General features: G+C 63.5%; 18 protein-coding genes and 1 riboswitch. Of the genes, 14 read left to right on the top strand and 4 right to left on the bottom strand.

All coding sequences use genetic code 11. From position 1 onward, the window contains the following. Nucleotides 1-114: 114 nt before the first annotated feature. Nucleotides 115-720 (top strand): TetR/AcrR family transcriptional regulator, encoded by a 606-nt coding sequence (locus FJ953_RS05915; protein ID WP_140498058.1) that lies wholly within the window; start codon nucleotides 115-117, stop codon nucleotides 718-720. Between the two features lie 43 nt (nucleotides 721-763). Here the strand turns inward: FJ953_RS05915 and bluB are convergent, their stop codons facing one another. After that, complete coding sequence (gene bluB / locus FJ953_RS05910) at nucleotides 764-1,516, bottom strand: 5,6-dimethylbenzimidazole synthase (RefSeq protein ID WP_140498060.1); 753 nt, start codon at nucleotides 1,514-1,516, stop codon at nucleotides 764-766. A gap of 48 nt (nucleotides 1,517-1,564) precedes the next feature. Continuing rightward, nucleotides 1,565-1,745: riboswitch (cobalamin riboswitch) on the bottom strand. Between the two features lie 121 nt (nucleotides 1,746-1,866). Between bluB and FJ953_RS05905 the strand changes: the two genes are divergently transcribed. The 6 genes from FJ953_RS05905 (at nucleotide 1,867) to FJ953_RS05880 (ending at nucleotide 6,831) form a co-directional block, all read left to right on the top strand. After that, nucleotides 1,867-2,793, top strand: a complete 927-nt coding sequence (locus tag FJ953_RS05905; RefSeq protein WP_140623531.1) for a histone deacetylase family protein — start codon at nucleotides 1,867-1,869, stop codon at nucleotides 2,791-2,793. A 3-nt stretch (nucleotides 2,794-2,796) separates the two neighbouring features. Beyond that, the gene (locus FJ953_RS05900; protein ID WP_013896673.1) at nucleotides 2,797-3,048 is read left to right on the top strand and encodes an exodeoxyribonuclease VII small subunit; all 252 of its coding nucleotides are present in this window, start codon (nucleotides 2,797-2,799) and stop codon (nucleotides 3,046-3,048) included. A 98-nt stretch (nucleotides 3,049-3,146) separates the two neighbouring features. Then, nucleotides 3,147-3,413 (top strand): DUF2277 domain-containing protein, encoded by a 267-nt coding sequence (locus FJ953_RS05895; protein ID WP_010914875.1) that lies wholly within the window; start codon nucleotides 3,147-3,149, stop codon nucleotides 3,411-3,413. Nucleotides 3,414-3,453: 40 nt separating this feature from the next. Then, nucleotides 3,454-4,374 carry a pirin family protein gene (locus tag FJ953_RS05890; RefSeq protein ID WP_140558204.1) on the top strand — a complete coding sequence of 307 codons (921 nt, stop codon included), beginning with the start codon at nucleotides 3,454-3,456 and terminating at the stop codon, nucleotides 4,372-4,374. 77 nt (nucleotides 4,375-4,451) lie between these two features. Further along, entirely contained in the window at nucleotides 4,452-6,389 is a 1,938-nt protein-coding gene (gene dxs / locus FJ953_RS05885; protein ID WP_181171572.1) for a 1-deoxy-D-xylulose-5-phosphate synthase, read from the top strand. A 148-nt stretch (nucleotides 6,390-6,537) separates the two neighbouring features. Next, entirely contained in the window at nucleotides 6,538-6,831 is a 294-nt protein-coding gene (locus FJ953_RS05880) for a hypothetical protein (protein WP_140623529.1), read from the top strand. A 25-nt stretch (nucleotides 6,832-6,856) separates the two neighbouring features. Here FJ953_RS05880 and FJ953_RS05875 read toward each other — a convergent pair whose 3' ends face one another. Beyond that, nucleotides 6,857-7,252, bottom strand: a complete 396-nt coding sequence (locus FJ953_RS05875) for a GFA family protein (protein WP_140623528.1) — start codon at nucleotides 7,250-7,252, stop codon at nucleotides 6,857-6,859. 174 nt (nucleotides 7,253-7,426) lie between these two features. Here FJ953_RS05875 and FJ953_RS05870 point away from each other — a divergent pair, with 174 nt between their 5' ends. The 3 genes from FJ953_RS05870 to FJ953_RS05860 all read left to right on the top strand — a co-directional run bounded on the left by FJ953_RS05870 (nucleotide 7,427) and on the right by FJ953_RS05860 (nucleotide 9,857). Next, a complete protein-coding gene (locus tag FJ953_RS05870; protein ID WP_140580777.1) occupies nucleotides 7,427-8,191 on the top strand; it encodes a TlyA family RNA methyltransferase in 765 nt (254 codons plus the stop codon). Next, nucleotides 8,188-9,423 carry a class I SAM-dependent RNA methyltransferase gene (locus FJ953_RS05865; RefSeq protein ID WP_140564261.1) on the top strand — a complete coding sequence of 412 codons (1,236 nt, stop codon included), beginning with the start codon at nucleotides 8,188-8,190 and terminating at the stop codon, nucleotides 9,421-9,423. Before FJ953_RS05870 ends, FJ953_RS05865 begins: the two co-directional genes overlap by 4 nt. 149 nt (nucleotides 9,424-9,572) lie before the next feature. Continuing rightward, the gene (locus FJ953_RS05860) at nucleotides 9,573-9,857 is read left to right on the top strand and encodes a hypothetical protein (RefSeq protein ID WP_140494980.1); all 285 of its coding nucleotides are present in this window, start codon (nucleotides 9,573-9,575) and stop codon (nucleotides 9,855-9,857) included. A gap of 21 nt (nucleotides 9,858-9,878) precedes the next feature. Here the strand turns inward: FJ953_RS05860 and tldD are convergent, their stop codons facing one another. Together tldD and FJ953_RS05850 are read right to left on the bottom strand one after the other, a co-directional pair. Continuing rightward, nucleotides 9,879-11,291: a metalloprotease TldD gene (tldD, locus tag FJ953_RS05855; RefSeq protein WP_140494978.1), complete on the bottom strand. Its 1,413-nt coding sequence runs from the start codon at nucleotides 11,289-11,291 to the stop codon at nucleotides 9,879-9,881. A 164-nt stretch (nucleotides 11,292-11,455) separates the two neighbouring features. Then, nucleotides 11,456-12,001: an invasion associated locus B family protein gene (locus FJ953_RS05850; protein ID WP_140494976.1), complete on the bottom strand. Its 546-nt coding sequence runs from the start codon at nucleotides 11,999-12,001 to the stop codon at nucleotides 11,456-11,458. Nucleotides 12,002-12,259: 258 nt separating this feature from the next. Between FJ953_RS05850 and coxB the strand changes: the two genes are divergently transcribed. From coxB to FJ953_RS05830, 4 genes are all read left to right on the top strand, one after another. Beyond that, nucleotides 12,260-13,276 (top strand): cytochrome c oxidase subunit II, encoded by a 1,017-nt coding sequence (gene coxB, locus FJ953_RS05845; protein ID WP_181167186.1) that lies wholly within the window; start codon nucleotides 12,260-12,262, stop codon nucleotides 13,274-13,276. A 38-nt stretch (nucleotides 13,277-13,314) separates the two neighbouring features. Further along, complete coding sequence (gene ctaD / locus FJ953_RS05840; protein WP_140494972.1) at nucleotides 13,315-14,967, top strand: cytochrome c oxidase subunit I; 1,653 nt, start codon at nucleotides 13,315-13,317, stop codon at nucleotides 14,965-14,967. 72 nt (nucleotides 14,968-15,039) lie between these two features. Beyond that, nucleotides 15,040-15,984 (top strand): heme o synthase, encoded by a 945-nt coding sequence (locus FJ953_RS05835; protein WP_140494970.1) that lies wholly within the window; start codon nucleotides 15,040-15,042, stop codon nucleotides 15,982-15,984. A gap of 2 nt (nucleotides 15,985-15,986) precedes the next feature. Then, nucleotides 15,987-16,148, top strand: a complete 162-nt coding sequence (locus tag FJ953_RS05830) for a hypothetical protein (RefSeq protein ID WP_140494968.1) — start codon at nucleotides 15,987-15,989, stop codon at nucleotides 16,146-16,148. Nucleotides 16,149-16,150: the final 2 nt, after the last annotated feature.

The raw sequence follows: 16,150 nt of genomic DNA, 5'->3' as shown, positions 1-16,150 counted from the left end.
TTCCTCGACAAAAGGCGATTCGGAAATTACATACGATGCGTATGAATACTAAATAGATCATACGTCGCGTATGTCAATTGGCATACGTGACGTATGTGGATAAGGCCAGAAGAGATGCACAAGCCCCGCAGGGAAATGATCGCCGAAACGCGCGCCAAATTGATTGCCGCGGCCCGGCATGCGTTCGGAACGATTGGTTATGCCGAGGCATCGATGGATGATTTCACCGCATCGGCCGGGCTGACGCGCGGTGCGCTCTATCATCATTTCGGGGACAAGAAGGGGCTTTTGCAGGCGGTTATCGCCGAGATAGACGCCGAGATGGCGGCACGAGTGAATGAGGTTGCAGCGAAAGCACCGACCCGCTGGCAAAGCTTCGTCGACGAATGCACGAGCTACATCGAAATGGCGCTGGAGCCGGAAATCCAGCGCATCATGTTTCGGGACGGTCCGGCCGTGCTGGGGGATCCCGCGCAATGGCCGAACGCCAATGCCTGCGTCGCGTCGATGACCGATCACCTGACGACGCTGCAGGGCGACGGGGTGGTTGTCCCGGGCGTAGACCCCGAGACCGCGGCACGGCTGATCAACGGGGCGAGCAGCCAGGCGGCGCAGCGGATCGCCAATTCGAACGACCCGGAAGCGACGTCGAAGACCGTGGTGGCGGCATTCAAGCAACTGCTCGAAGGATTGTTGAGGAAGGATGCCGGAGCCGCCTGACGACGGCAGGCCGCCGGCAGCTCTGGGCATGCCGTATCGGCAATCAAATCAAGAGTTTGTCAGACTTTTCGCATGTTGCCGCCTTGAGGCGTGCGATCGTTGATTTGAGCGGAACTTCGCCCTGTCCGCAAAACGTCTCGCTCATGATCAGCTCGGGCAGCGGCAGCCGCCGCCCCCAGCCATGTGTTTCGAGGTCCGGTTTCGGCGCGAACTCCGAGACACGGCCGACACAGAGATAGGCCACCGGCGTCACATGCTCGGGAATCGACAGAAGGCCTTTCAACGCCTGCGCCTCGATAATGCTGACCCAGCCGACGCCGACGCCTTCGGCGCGCGCCGCCAGCCAGAAATTCTGCACCGCGCAGACCGTGCTGTAGAGATCCATCTCGGGATTGTGCCAGCGTCCCAGCGGCGAACCCTGTGAGCGTCGGCGGTCGCAGGTGATACAGATATTGAGCGCGCTTTCGCAGATGCCTTCCAGCTTGAGCTTGCGGTAGAGCGCCCGCCGCTCTTCCTCGATCGCCGGCAATTCCTGCTCGCGCGCCGCGAGGAACAGGTCGCGCACCTGTTCCCGTCGTTCGGTGCCACGAATGACGATGAAATTCCATGGCTGCATGAAGCCGACCGATGGCGCGTGATGGGCGGCAAGCAGCAGCCGCGCCAAGACCTCGTCGTCGACGGCCTCTGATGTAAAATGGCTGCGGACATCGCGCCGCGTGAACATGGCGCGGTAGACCGCATCGCGCGCCATCTGGTCGAATCCGTCACCCACGGGGATGGTCATATTGTCCGGCATCGCTTGTCCCCTTGCGATTGCAATCAACTGCCGTCCGCCTGACCATGCGGATGACGATGCCTGCCAGGCCGGTCTTCTGGCTCGGGATCAACCCGCATCCGGCGCCTTCCCGTCATCGACAGTGGCATTTACCGGCGCGGTCCCCCTTACAGCGTTGGGCACGCCACGGTATCAAACCGTGTTCCCGATTCTCCCGCTCGCGGCGGGCACCAGGCAGTGGCCGGGACTTTACGACGAAGCCCCTGCGCCGCCAATCCCCGCGGCGACGCGAATGGACGCAGGCGCGATTTTCCCCAGCCATCAGGCCGCAATGCATGGCCATCGCCGCGCCGGGGCACTAGATAGGGAGCATGGCCACTCGTCTCTACACCCATCCGATCTTCCTCGAGCACATCACGCCACCCGGCCATCCGGAGCGGCCGGACCGCTTGCGCGCAATCGAGCGCGTGCTCGACGACGAGGCTTTTGCCGCGCTCGACCGCCTCGAGGCGCCACAAGGCGATGAGGCCACCATTCTCTACGCGCATCCCGAGGATTTCGTCGAGCGGGTACGCGCCGCCATTCCCGAGACGGGCATCGCCCGCATCGATGCCGACACAACGGCCAGCCCGAAGAGCTGGCAAGCGGCGATCACCGCGATCGGCGCCGCCAACGCCGCCGTCGACGACGTCTTTGCCGGCAGGGCAGACAACGTTTTCGTCGCCGCCCGGCCGCCCGGCCATCATGCGGAGAAAGCGACGGCGATGGGCTTCTGCCTGTTCAACACGGCGGCCATCGCCGCACGTTATGCACAGCGCAAACACGATATCGAACGCGTCGCCATCGTCGACTGGGACGTGCATCACGGCAACGGCACGCAGGATGTTTTCTGGGACGATCCGTCCGTGCTTTATTGCTCGACGCACCAGATGCCGCTCTACCCCGGCACCGGAGCAAAGAACGAAACCGGCGCCGGCAACATCGTCAACGCGCCGCTTGCGCCGCAGACCGGCAGCGAGGCGTTCCGCGATGCCTTCCTGTCGCGCGTGCTGCCCTCGCTCGACAATTTTGCACCCGACCTGATCATCATTTCGGCCGGCTTCGACGCGCATCATCGCGATCCGCTGGCCGAGATCAACCTGACCGAGGATGATTTCGACTGGGCGACCGGCCAACTCATGCAGCGCGCGGCGCGCCACAGCGCCAACCGGCTCGTCAGCCTGCTCGAGGGCGGCTACGATCTGCAAGGATTGGCATTTTCGGTCGCCGCCCATGTCGGGCGACTGATGAAAGGATGAATGATGGCTGGTGAAACCAACGAAGACGTCAAGGCGATGAGCTTCGAACAGGCTCTCGACGCGCTGGAGAAGATCGTCGATGATCTGGAGCGTGGCGATGTGCCGCTCGACCAGTCGATCAAGATCTACGAGCGCGGCGAGGCGCTGAAGGTGCATTGCGACCGGCTGCTCAAGGCGGCCGAGGACAAGGTGGAGAAGATCAGGCTGTCCCGCGACGGCAAGCCGGTCGGGACGGAGCCGCTGGACGCGGATTGAGGCACGCAGCCGTCTCTCTGGTTTTTGACACGATCATGATTGAGGATAGAACGCGTCCCGATTGAAACGGCTCCAGGACAAGAGGAGATACGGAAGCGATGTGCAGAAACATCAAGACCCTGTTCAATTTTGATCCGCCGGCGACCAACGACGAGGTGCGCGATGCAGCCCTTCAATTCGTTCGCAAGCTGAGCGGAACGACGCGGCCTTCGAAGCAGAACCAGCACGCATTCGACCATGCCGTCGAGGCCATCGCGGCGTCGGCGCGCGAGCTTCTCGATTCGCTTGAAACCAACCAGCATCCGCGCAATCGCGAGGAGGTTGCGGCCAAGCTGCGGGCGAAGGCGGCGATCCGCTTTGCCTGATCTGGCCAAAGCAGCCATCGGCCGCTGACAAGGAGAGTTCATGAGCTTCTTTCCCGGGAAGGATCCTGAAGCCGGCGATGCCTTTGCCGGCGACCAGATCGAATTGATGGTCATTCCGAACGCCAAGGACATTGGCGGTTTTCAGGTTCGCCGCGCCTTGCCGACCGCCAAAAGGCGGCTGGTCGGTCCCTTCATCTTCTTCGACCGCATGGGCCCGGCCATCCTGCGTGCCGGTCAGGCGCTCGACGTCCGGCCGCATCCTCATATCGGCCTGTCGACGGTCACCTACCTGTTCGACGGCAGGATCAGGCATCGCGATTCGCTCGGCACCGAGATGGTGATCGAGCCGGGTGACGTGAACCTGATGACCGCCGGCCGCGGCATCGTCCATTCGGAGCGCACGCCGGAAGAACTGCGCGGCGCGCCGATGTCGATCTCGGGGCTGCAGACATGGTTGGCGCTGCCGGACGGCAAGGAGGACGTGGCGCCGGTTTTCGAAAACACCGCTGTCGCGCGGCTTCCCGACATCGACGCGGAAGGCGTCAGCGGCCGCATCGTTATAGGCGATTTCCAGGGGCTGCGTTCCCCGGTGCGAGCCGATTCCGAGACGCTCTACGCCGACCTCAGGCTGGCGCCCGGCGCCAGCGTGAAAATCCCTGCCGACGCGGAAGAACGCGCCATCTATACGCTGGAAGGCGAGGTCTCGATTTCCGGCGACGTGTTTCCGGCGGAACGGCTGCTGGTGTTCCGGCCCGGCGACGAGATCGTCGTATCCTCACAGGCTGGTGCCCATTTCATGCTGTTCGGCGGTGCCTCGCTGGGCTCGAAGCGCTACATCTGGTGGAATTTTGTCTCGTCCTCCAAGGAGCGCATCGAACAGGCCAAGCAAGAATGGAAGACCGGCCGCTTCGACATCGTTCCCGGCGATGAGGAAGAGTTCATTCCACTGCCGGAAGGCTGAGGAAATCGACGACGGGGCGTGCCTTTCGCGTCATTTGGCAGGCATTTACTTTCGCCTGCCGGCGGCCTATCCCGCGCATGAACAGAAGCTTGGGCCTACCCGTGAACGCAACGCCGCATACGCCGCTTCTCGACAAGGTCCGCATCCCGGCCGAGCTGCGCACGCTTTCCGAAAGCGAATTGCCGCAACTGGCATCAGAGCTTCGCCTCGAACTGATCGACGCGGTGTCGCGCACCGGCGGTCATCTCGGCGCCGGGCTTGGCGTGGTCGAACTGACCGTGGCGCTGCACTATGTCTTCAATACCCCCGATGACCGGTTGATCTGGGATGTCGGCCACCAGGCCTATCCGCACAAGATCCTGACCGGGCGCCGCGATCGCATCCGCACCCTGCGGCAGGAGGGCGGCCTCTCCGGCTTCACCCGCCGCACCGAGAGCGAATACGATCCGTTTGGCGCCGCCCACTCCTCGACGTCGATATCGGCCGGCCTCGGCATGGCGGCGGCCCGCGATCTTGCCGGCGGCCGCAACAATGTCATCGCTGTCATCGGCGACGGCGCCATGTCGGCCGGCATGGCCTATGAGGCGATGAACAATGCCGGCGCGCTCGATGCCCGCCTGATCGTCATCCTCAACGACAACGACATGTCGATCGCCCCACCGACCGGCGCCATGAGCGCCTATCTGGCGCGCCTGGCCTCTGGCAAGGCCTATGTCGGCCTGCGCGACTTCGGCAAGAAACTGACCTCGTATCTCGGCAAGCGTGCCGACCGTGCCATCACCAGGGCGGTCGAGCACGCGCGCGGCTACGTCACAGGCGGCACGCTGTTCGAGGAGCTCGGCTTCTACCATATCGGTCCGATCGACGGTCACAATCTGGACCATCTGATCCCGGTGCTGAAAAATGTCCGTGACAATGGCAAGGGCCCCGTGCTGATCCATGTCGTCACCCAGAAGGGCAAGGGCTACGCGCCGGCCGAGGCCGCGGCCGACAAATATCACGGCGTCAACAAGTTCGACGTCATCACCGGCGCTCAGGCCAAGGCCCCGGCCAACGCGCCGGCCTATACCAAGGTGTTCGCCGAAAGCCTGATCCGGGAGGCCCAGGAGGACGAGCGCATCGTCGCCGTCACCGCCGCCATGCCGGGCGGCACCGGGCTTGACCTGTTCGGCGAAGTGTTTCCGGCCAGGACCTTCGACGTCGGCATCGCCGAACAGCATGCGGTGACGTTCGCGGCCGGCCTCGCGACCGAAGGCTACAAGCCGTTCGCGGCGATCTATTCGACCTTCTTGCAACGTGCCTACGATCAGGTCGTGCACGACGTGGCGATCCAGAAATTGCCGGTGCGCTTCCCCATCGATCGCGCCGGCTTCGTCGGAGCCGACGGCGCCACCCATTGCGGCGCCTTCGACACCACCTTCCTGGCCTCCCTGCCGGGCTTCGTCGTCATGGCGGCGGCCGACGAGGCGGAACTGCGCCACATGGTGCGCACCGCGGCAACCTACGATGACGGCCCGATCGCCTTCCGCTATCCGCGCGGCAATGGCGTCGGCGTCGACATGCCCGATCGCGGCTCGGTGCTCGAAATCGGCAAGGGCCGCATCATCAGGGAAGGCGGCAAGGTGGCACTCCTCTCCTTCGGCACGCGCTTGCAGGATTGCCTGATCGCGGCCGAGGAGCTGGGCGCGGCCGGGCTTTCGACCACCGTCGCCGATGCGCGCTTCGCGAAGCCGCTCGACGAGGACCTGATCCGACGGCTGGCCCGCTCGCACGAGGTTCTGGTCACGGTGGAGGAGGGCGCCATCGGCGGCTTCGCCAGTCACGTTTTGCAGTTCCTCGCCCATGAGGGCCTGCTGGAAAGCGGCCTGAAAGTGCGCCCGCTTGTGCTACCGGACGTGTTTGCGGACCACGCCAAGCCGGAAAAGATGTATGCCGATGCCGGTCTCGATGCCGCCGGCATCGTCCATACGGTTTTCACCGCCCTCGGGCAGGCGGTCCGCGCCCAGCGCGCCTGACTCGACACATCAAGCGCTTGAATCGGTTTGCCGGCTCGATGTCGTAACGCATTGTTGACATTGCGGTTTGGCGTTTTGCTTACCGTGTCTCTTGCCCGTTTTTCAACGGCACGCTGCTAGGTTCTGGCCAGGCAGGGAGACAACAACAGTGAAGACGCTTCTGTGCGGCATGGCGATCCTGACCGCCATCGCAGCGCCGGCCATCGCCGGAACGCGCTACGACCGCAATCTCGAGAAGGCGGCCGCGGATATAGTCGCCAGTAAGATGGGGCATATCAGGGGCGGCTTCTCCTACAAGCAGCTGCCGCAGCTTGTTGTCCCGCCGGACGCCGCATCGGCATCCGCCGCGCCAGTTGAGCGCCCGCGCAGGGAAGTTGCCCGCGATCGGGATGACGGCCTGTCTCCCGCCGTCGAACGGCAGGCTCCCCGCACCATCTTCTGATCTCGCCCAAATCAAACCACCCAAATCAAAACCACATGTCGCGCACGCAGCGGCCGTCGCGCGGCAGATCGTCGTAGGTCTCGAGACCGTCGAAATGGTCGATCGGCAGGTCGGCCACGGCTTCCGGCGGCGCAAGCCTTACATTGACGGCGATCCGCGTGCGGCCGGCTGGGCGCAAACCGCGCCAGGCAAGCACGCACGCACATGTCGGGCAGAACAGGATCTCGAGCGTGGGTTCGGCCTTGCCGGCACGTTTATAGCTTTTTATCGGCCCCACGACGCGGATACGTTCATCGACAAAGTCGTAGGCCCAGAGCGTGCCGTAACGTCGGCACAGCGTGCAGTTGCAAGCGGTGATCGGCCCGGGATCGCCCTTCAAGGTCCAGTGGGCCGCACCGCAATGGCAGATTCCCGTCAGCATCCGTCCTCCTTCGCCTTCGGCAGCAAAACGGCGTTTCTTCCTTATCATCGTGGCCGACCTGATGCGATATGCGACTGGCCGCGAGCGGCTCCCTGCGGTCGCCGCCCTGGGGGATGTTGCTTCTCCCGCTCCAATCTCCTTGCCTTCGCCGCCGGCTTTCGCCAAGGAAGACCGATGAATTTTCCCCCGCCAGCCAGCACGCGCCAGCGGCTCGACGATCTGCTCGTCCAGCGCGGCCTGTTTGCCAGCCGCTCGCGTGCCCGCGACGCGGTCGAGCGCGGCACGGTAACGGTGGACGGCGCTATTGCCCGAAAGCCTGGCCAGGCCGTGCAACCGGAATGTGTCATCGCCGTTGATGACCCGGCCCAAGGCTATGTCTCACGCGCGGCGCTGAAGCTGATCGCCGGGCTCGACCATTTCGGCCTCGATCCGGCCGGCTGTGAGGCGCTCGACATCGGCGCCTCGACCGGCGGATTCACCCAGGTCCTGCTCGAACGCGGCGCGACCCATGTCACGGCGATCGATGTCGGTCACGGACAGATGCATGCTGATATCGGCAAGGACGCGCGCGTGACGGTCATCGAGGGGCTGAACGCCCGCGATCTCTCAACCGCCGATCTTGGCGGCCGCAGTCCGGACTTCATAGTCTCCGACGTCAGTTTCATTTCACTGAAACTGGCCCTGCCGCCTGCGCTTGCCATCGCCAAGCCCGGTGCCGCAGCGATGTTTCTGGTCAAGCCGCAGTTCGAGGCGGGTCGCGAGGCGATCGGCAAGGGCGGCCTGCTGAAAGACCCCTATCATGCCGCCCGTGTCGCCGGCTTGCTGCAGGATTGGCTGGATGCCGTGCCCGGCTGGCGCTCGCTCGGCTTGCATCTGTCGCCAATCGAGGGCGGTGACGGCAATCGCGAATTCCTGCTTGGTGGGGTCAAGGACCGATGAGTGCACGCTTCACCATCAAAAAGCTTGGCGCCCAGGGGGATGGCATCGCCGACACCGAAAGCGGCGATCTGTTCATTCCTTTCACGCTGCCAGGCGAGGTCGTCACCGCGGCGCGTGAAAGGGATCGCGCCACGCTGATGGCGCTGATCGAGGCCTCGCCCCTGCGCATCGAACCCGCCTGCCGCCATTTCGGCGAGTGCGGCGGCTGCGCCCTCCAGCATTTGGAGGCGCAAGCCTATCAGCAGTGGAAGCGCGAGAAGGTCGTGCATGCGCTGAGAGGCATCGATTGCGAAATAGGCGGTCTGGTCGCCTGCGCGCCGCACACGCGCCGCCGCGTCGTGCTCGCCGCTAGGCGCACCGAAACAGGCATGCTGCTCGGCTTCAATCGCCATCTGTCGCCGGAAATCATTTCCATCTCCGAATGCCCGATCTCGCTGCCTGGGATCGTCAACGCGCTCGACAGCTTGAGGGCACTCGCCGAATTGATCTGCGCCACCCCGAAATCGTTTCGCATGGCGGTCACAGTGACGGGTTCCGGCCTCGACGTGGCGGTACATGAATCGGGCAAGCTCGGCGAAAACCAGCGCCGCATCGCCGCCAATTTTGTCATTGCGCAGGGCTTTGCCAGACTGTCCATCGATGACGAGATCATCATCGAGCCGAAGAAGCCTGTCGTCATGTTCGGCAGCGTTGCCGTCGCGGTGCCGCCGGGCGCCTTCCTGCAGGCGACGGAGGCAGCCGAACGGACCATGGCCGATATCGTCGGCGGACATCTGAAACGTGCCAAAAAAATTGCCGATCTCTTCGCCGGCTGCGGCAGCTTCGCCCTGCGGTTGGCCGCGAGATCGGAAGTGCATGCGGTGGAGGGCGATGCGGCCGCACTTTCGGCGCTCGATCGGGGTTCACGCTTCGCCACCGGCCTGAAACGCGTGACCGGCGAGCGCCGAGACCTGTTCCGCCGTCCGCTGACGTTCAAGGAGTTAAACGCCTTTGATGGCGTTGTCTTCGATCCGCCCCGCGCGGGCGCGGAGGATCAGTCGAAGCAGATCGCCCGCTCGGATGTTCCATTCGTTGCCGCGGTCTCCTGCAACCCGGTGACGCTCGCGCGGGATTTGCGCATCCTCATCGACGGCGGCTACGCGGTGAAAAGCGTGACGCCGATCGATCAGTTTCTGTGGTCGCCCCATGTCGAGGCTGTTGCCTTGCTGGAGAAGCCGCGGAAAAGACGTTAGGCGCTTAGCCCTGCTCAGCGAGACTGGTCGCGTCATGCAGTCTGCCCCGAAATCCCAGCCAGATTTATCGCTAAAGTTGTGGATCATCGCCACTGCGGTTGAATCTGCCCCGCAAAAAGGCATAATCCAAATTGGGATAGGGGGAGAAGATGATTTCACCAGGTTTTGTTGCCGAGATTTTTGGTTCGGCTCTCATCATGGCGCTCACCGGTGCGGTGCTCGCTTGGATCTTGAGAAAATTCACGCGTGTGGGGCTGGTGCCATCCTATGCGCTTGGCGTCGCGGTCATGACGTTTGTCGGCGCTGCGCTCTATGTCTCGGGCCATGATGGGACCGTCGACTACCTGAGTGCATGGACCCAGTACGCGATCGGCGGCGTTATCGGCTTCCTGATCCTGTATGCCACGTCGCGCCGGTCTGTGAGCAAGACCTAGCAGACTGGCCACGAGGCGGCTTCAAACCCTTGTGCCGCCGACCGTCATCTGGTCCATCCTGAGGTGCGGCTGGCCGACGCCGACCGGCACGCCCTGTCCAGCCTTGCCGCACATACCGATGCCGTTGTCGAGCTTCATGTCATTGCCGATCATCGAAACGCGGTGCATGGCGTCGGGCCCGTTACCGATCAGCATGGCGCCCTTGATCGGTTGCGTCACCTTGCCGTTCTCGATCATGTAGGCTTCGGTGCAGCCGAACACGAACTTTCCGGAGGTGATGTCGACCTGGCCGCCGCCGAAGGAGACGGCATAGATGCCGTTCCTGACCGAGGCGATGATCTCGTCCGGCTCCATGTCGCCCGATGTCATGTAGGTGTTGGTCATGCGCGGCATCGGCTGGTGCGCGTAGCCCTCGCGCCTTCCGTTGCCGGTGGCCCGCATGCCCATCAGCCGGGCGTTCTGGCGGTCCTGCATGTAACCGACCAGCTTGCCGTCCTCGATCAGCACGTTGCGCGCCGAAGGCGTGCCTTCATCGTCGACGGTGAGCGACCCGCGTCGTTCCGCGATCGTGCCGTCATCGACGACGGTGACGCCCTTTGCCGCCACCTGCTGGCCCATCAGGCCGGCGAAAGCGGATGTCTTCTTGCGGTTGAAGTCGCCTTCCAGCCCGTGGCCGACGGCCTCGTGCAGCATGACGCCGGGCCAGCCGCTGGAGAGCACGATGTCGAAAGTGCCGGCCGGCGCCGGTACGGCTTCGAGATTGACCAGCGCCTGACGCAGCGCCTCCTTGGCGGCGTGCTTCCAGCTGTCCTCGACGAGGAAGTCGCCGAACGCCTTGCGTCCGCCCATGCCGTAGGAGCCGCTTTCCTGGCGGTCGCCGTCGCCGACCACCACCGACACGTTCACCCTGACCAGCGGCCGGATGTCGCGCACCACCTGGCCGTCGGCGCGCACGATCTCGACATGCTGCCAGGACGAGGTCAGCGATGCCGAGACCTGGCGCACGCGCGGATCCTCGGCGCGCAGCCATGCGTCGACTTCCTGCAACAGCTTCGCCTTGGCCTCGAAGGAAGGGGAGGGGATCGGGTTCTCATCGCCATAGAGATGGCGGTTGGTGCGGGCGGGCGCGGCGGCAAGCGTTCCGGAATAACCGCCCTTGACGGTCGAGACGGCGTTAGCCGCGCGTCGCAGCGAAGCCTCGGACAGGTCGCTGGAGTGGGCATAGCCGCTGGCTTCGCCGGCAACCGCGCGTAGGCCGAAACCCTGGTCGGTGTTGAAATTGGCCGTCTTCAGCCGACCGTTGTCGAACATCAGCGCTTCGCTCTCGCTGTATTCGACGAACAACTCGCCATCGTCGGCGCCGTTGATGGTCTCTGCGACGATCTCCTTGACGCGATCGTCGGAAATATCGAATTGGCCGATAAGGCTGTTCATGGCGTATGTCCGTGGATGAATGGTTATATCCGGGATGTAGGCGCGAAGCCGCGCCCAGACAATCGCCAATCGTCATTCAAATGCAGGGCGGCGGCGTCCCGGATCTATCCCAGGTCCGGAAAACCTATCGTTGATCGGCAGCTCCCGGGTCGAGGCGCGGGAGTCTACGGCAGGGCCGCAAATCCGTCGGCAAAACCCTTGAGGTCCACCGGGATGCCGATGCCTTCTTCTGGCGTCTGGAAGACGATGAACGTGGCCGACGTGCCGGTCTTCAGCGTATCGAGCAGCGGCTTCTCGAGAATGACCTCAGCGTAGCAGCCGTCCTGGAAGCAGCGCACGAAATAAGCGCGGCCGATATCCTTGCCGTCGACATTGAGGCCGAGCCCGTTGGGCAAGAGCACGCCGAGCGGCGCCAGCACGCGCAGGATCTCCGCCTTGTTGTCGGCGGTGCGCAGCACCACGACCGACAGCCCCATCTCGGGGCGGTCCTCGGCGACGACGTTCTGCATCATCACGCATTGTTCGGACGTGGCGCCGGCCGGCGTGTCGCAGATGATCGACCACGCGCCATGGGTCGAGCGCACCGTGCCGCTCGGCTGGGCCGCGTTGGCCTGGCCGGCGGCCGACAAGCCGGCGACGGACAAGGCGGCGAGAAAGATGACCTTCGCCAAGGGGCTCGAAAGCCCAAATCCCGACAGCCAAGAGTTCATGACGGCTCCATTGCGAATCACGGCACTTTAAGCCGCGCCAAAGCCAAGTAAAGGACGAGACAGCGGCCGAGCCGCCACGAAAATGCCCATGCGGCGCTTTTCCTAGCCAATTTCGCCCGAATTACGACGCCAGGCGCGCCGGCCGGCAGGAAGCAGCCGATCCGTTGAACATAGCCGATTCGCCATGGCGGCCGCCGCCTTCAAAGATGCATTCCGGCTTGCGCGCAAAAATGCCGCACGGTTTCCTCCGCTCCTTTCTTGCGGAGGGAAAAAGAGTATGGTTTGAACCAGCTTGAGACAGTCGGGATTCCCGTCCCGGCATTGTTCGTTATTCTCGTGGACACAGCCGCGAGGAACTGGGAGACGAAGAGGGCGATGAGAAATTTCCTGGCAAACGCCAAGCTTCCAGCAAGTGCCAAGTTTCTAAGCGCTTGTGCCGTTACCACGTTTTTCGCCGGCACGGCCGCCCATGCCGATCAGCCCGTCGAGTGGGAGACGACCTTCCAGGCGCCGGCAACCGACATGATGCGCCAGATCGAGTGGTTCGGAAACTACACGATGTGGTTCATCATCCCGATCACCGCCCTGGTATTGGTCCTTCTGATCTACTGCATCGTGAAATTCCGCGCGAGCGCCAACCCGGTTCCGTCCAAGACCAGCCACAACACGCTGATCGAGGTGATCTGGACTGTCGGCCCCGTCGTCGTCCTGCTCTGCCTCGCCATCCCCTCGTTCCAGCTCTTGACCGCGCAGTACACGCCGCCGGAAGAAGCCAAGCTCACCGTCAAGGCGACGGGCAACCAGTGGAACTGGGATTACGAATACCAGACCGACAACACGCTCTCGTTCAACTCGGCGATCCTCCAGGATGGCGACCGTGCCGCCGCCGGCAAGGAAGATCGCAAGGTCTATCCGCGCCTGCTTGCCGTCGACAACGAGATGGTGGTGCCCGTCCACACGATGACCCGGGTGCTCGTCACCGCGACCGACGTGATCCATTCCTTCGCCATGCCGTCCTTCGGCATCAAGATCGATGCCATTCCCGGCCGCACCAACGAGACCTGGTTCAAGGCGGAGAAGGAAGGCCTCTACTACGGCCAGTGCTCGCAGCTCTGCGGCAAGGACCATGCCTTCATGCCGATCGCCATCCGCGTCGTCTCCGACGCGCAGTTCAAGACCTGGCTGGCTGCGGCCAAGACCGATCTGCCCGGCGCCAACAAGACGCTGATGGCCGAGGTCGATGGCCAGAACAAGGTAGCGGCCGCCGGCAACTGATGCCGCGGGTTAGCAAGATTTAGGGAACGGAGCGGAACATGGCAGACGCTGCAGCTCACGACGGGCACGACCACAAGCCTTATCATGGTTGGGTGCGCTGGGTTTATTCGACCAACCACAAGGACATCGGTACGCTCTACCTGATCTTCGCGATCATGGCCGGCATCATCGGCGGCGCGCTGTCGGTCGCCATCCGCATGGAGTTGCAGGAGCCTGGCATCCAGATCTTCAGCGGTCTGGCGCAGATGGTCTACGGCATGAACGGTGACGCCGCGATCGACGGCGGCAAGAGCATGTACAACGCCTTCGCCACGGCGCACGCGCTGATCATGATCTTCTTCATGGTCATGCCGGCCCTGATCGGCGGTTTTGCCAACTGGATGGTGCCGATCATGATCGGCGCCCCGGACATGGCGTTCCCGCGCATGAACAACATCTCGTTCTGGCTGCTGCCGCCGGCTTTCATCCTGCTGCTTATCTCGATGTTCGTGCCGAGCGCGCCTGGCGCCTACGGCGTCGGCGGCGGCTGGACGCTCTATCCGCCGCTTTCGACCTCCGGTCAGCCCGGTCCGGCCATGGATCTGGCGATCCTGTCGATCCACATCGCCGGCGCGTCCTCGATCCTGGGTGCCATCAACTTCATCACCACCATCTTCAACATGCGCGCGCCAGGCATGACGCTGCACAAGATGCCGCTGTTTGCTTGGTCGGTGCTGGTCACCGCATTCCTGCTGCTGTTGTCGCTTCCGGTCCTTGCCGGCGGCATCACCATGCTGCTTACCGACCGCAATTTCGGCACGACCTTTTTCGCTCCCGATGGCGGCGGCGATCCGCTGCTGTTCCAGCACCTGTTCTGGTTCTTCGGCCATCCGGAAGTGTATATCCTGATCCTGCCGGGCTTCGGCATCATCAGCCATATCGTTTCCACCTTCTCGCGCAAGCCGGTGTTCGGCTATCTCGGCATGGCCTACGCCATGGTCGCGATCGGCGCGGTCGGCTTCATCGTCTGGGCGCACCACATGTACACGACCGGCCTGTCGCTCGACACGCAGCGCTACTTCGTCTTCGCCACCATGGTCATCGCGGTGCCGACGGGCGTGAAGATCTTCTCCTGGATCGCGACGATGTGGGGCGGATCGATATCGTTCAAGCCGCCGATGCTGTGGGCGCTGGGCTTCATCTTCCTGTTCACGATCGGTGGTGTTACCGGGGTTCAGCTGGCCAATGCCGGTCTCGACCGGTCGCTGCACGACACCTATTTCGTGATCGCGCACTTCCATTACGTGCTGTCGCTGGGGGCGGTGTTCGCCATCTTCGCCGGCTGGTACTACTGGTTCCCGAAGATGACCGGCTACATGTATTCGCCCGTCATCGCCAACACCCATTTCTGGGTCATGTTCGTCGGCGTCAACCTTGTCTTCTTCCCGCAGCACTTCCTCGGCCTTGCCGGCATGCCGCGCCGCACCATCGACTATCCGGACGCGTTTGCGGGCTGGAACATGGTGTCGTCCTACGGTTCGTACATTTCGGCCGTCGGCGTGGTGATCTTCCTCTATGGCGTGTTCGAAGCCTTCCAGAAGAAGCGGATCGCTGGCGCCAATCCATGGGGCGAGGGCGCAACGACGCTGGAATGGCAGCTGCCGTCGCCGCCGCCGTTCCACCAATGGGAGCAGCTGCCGAAGATCAAATAAGGCGGCAGCCCGGAATCGAAACCGCCGGCCTGCCGGCGGTTTCGGCCAAACGGAATATGGATTTGAGTACGCATGGCCCTTGTCGACGAAACCAGCATTGACGAAGCGGGCTTCCGCATGTCGGAAGCGACGGCGGGTGATTTCTTCGCCCTCCTGAAGCCGCGCGTCATGTCGCTGGTGGTGTTCACCGCCTTTGTCGGACTGGTCGCGGCACCCGTGACCATCAATCCGCTGCTGGCGGTGATCGCGATCCTGGCTATTGCCATCGGGGCTGGTGCCTCCGGCGCGCTCAATATGTGGTACGATGCCGATATCGACGCGGTGATGACACGCACCGCCACCCGCCCGGTGCCGGCCGGCCGCATCCAGCCCCACGAGGCGTTGAGCTTTGGGTTGGTGCTTTCGGTTTTGTCGGTGATGACGCTCGGCGTGCTGGTCAACTGGCTGTCGGCGGCGCTGCTGGCCTTCACCATCTTCTTCTATGCCGTCGTCTACACAATGTGGCTGAAGCGCTGGACGCCGCAGAACATCGTCATCGGCGGTGCTGCCGGCGCCATTCCGCCCGTGATCGGCTGGGCCGCGGTGACCGGCACGGTCAGCCTGGAGAGCGTCGTCCTGTTCCTCATCATCTTCCTGTGGACGCCGCCGCATTTCTGGGCGCTGGCGCTGTTCAAGTCGCAGGATTATGAACGCGCCGGCATCCCGATGATGCCCAATGTCGCCGGCCCGGCGTCGACCCGCCGTCAGATCTTCGCCTATGCTCTGGTGCTGGCCCCGGTCGGTGTGCTGCCGTGGCTGCTTGGCTACACCACGCCGTTCTATGGCGTGGCTGCCCTGCTGCTCGGGCTCGGCTTTGTCTGGTATGCGTGGAAAGTGCTTGGCATGTCCGACGACGATCGCGCGATGAAGCCAGCCAAGGCGTTGTTCGGCTATTCGCTGCTCTATCTCTTCGCCATCTTCGCCGTCTATCTCGCCGACAGCGTCGTCGAACGTGCACTTGCGGTGGGTGGAGCATGAGCATGATCGAAGACAAGCTCGAAACGGTCACCTTGACCGAACGCCAGCGGAAGGCCCGGCGCAACCGCTCGGTCGCCATCGGCGTAGCCTTGGCCGTGCTGGTCGTTATCTTCTATATCGCGACGATCGTGAAGTTCGGTCATAACCTCTCTGGCACGATGTGAGG

The sequence above is a fragment of the Mesorhizobium sp. B2-3-6 genome (assembly GCF_006442305.1).
Lineage (GTDB): Bacteria > Pseudomonadota > Alphaproteobacteria > Rhizobiales > Rhizobiaceae > Mesorhizobium.
This window is presented reverse-complemented; position numbering and strand designations above follow the sequence as displayed.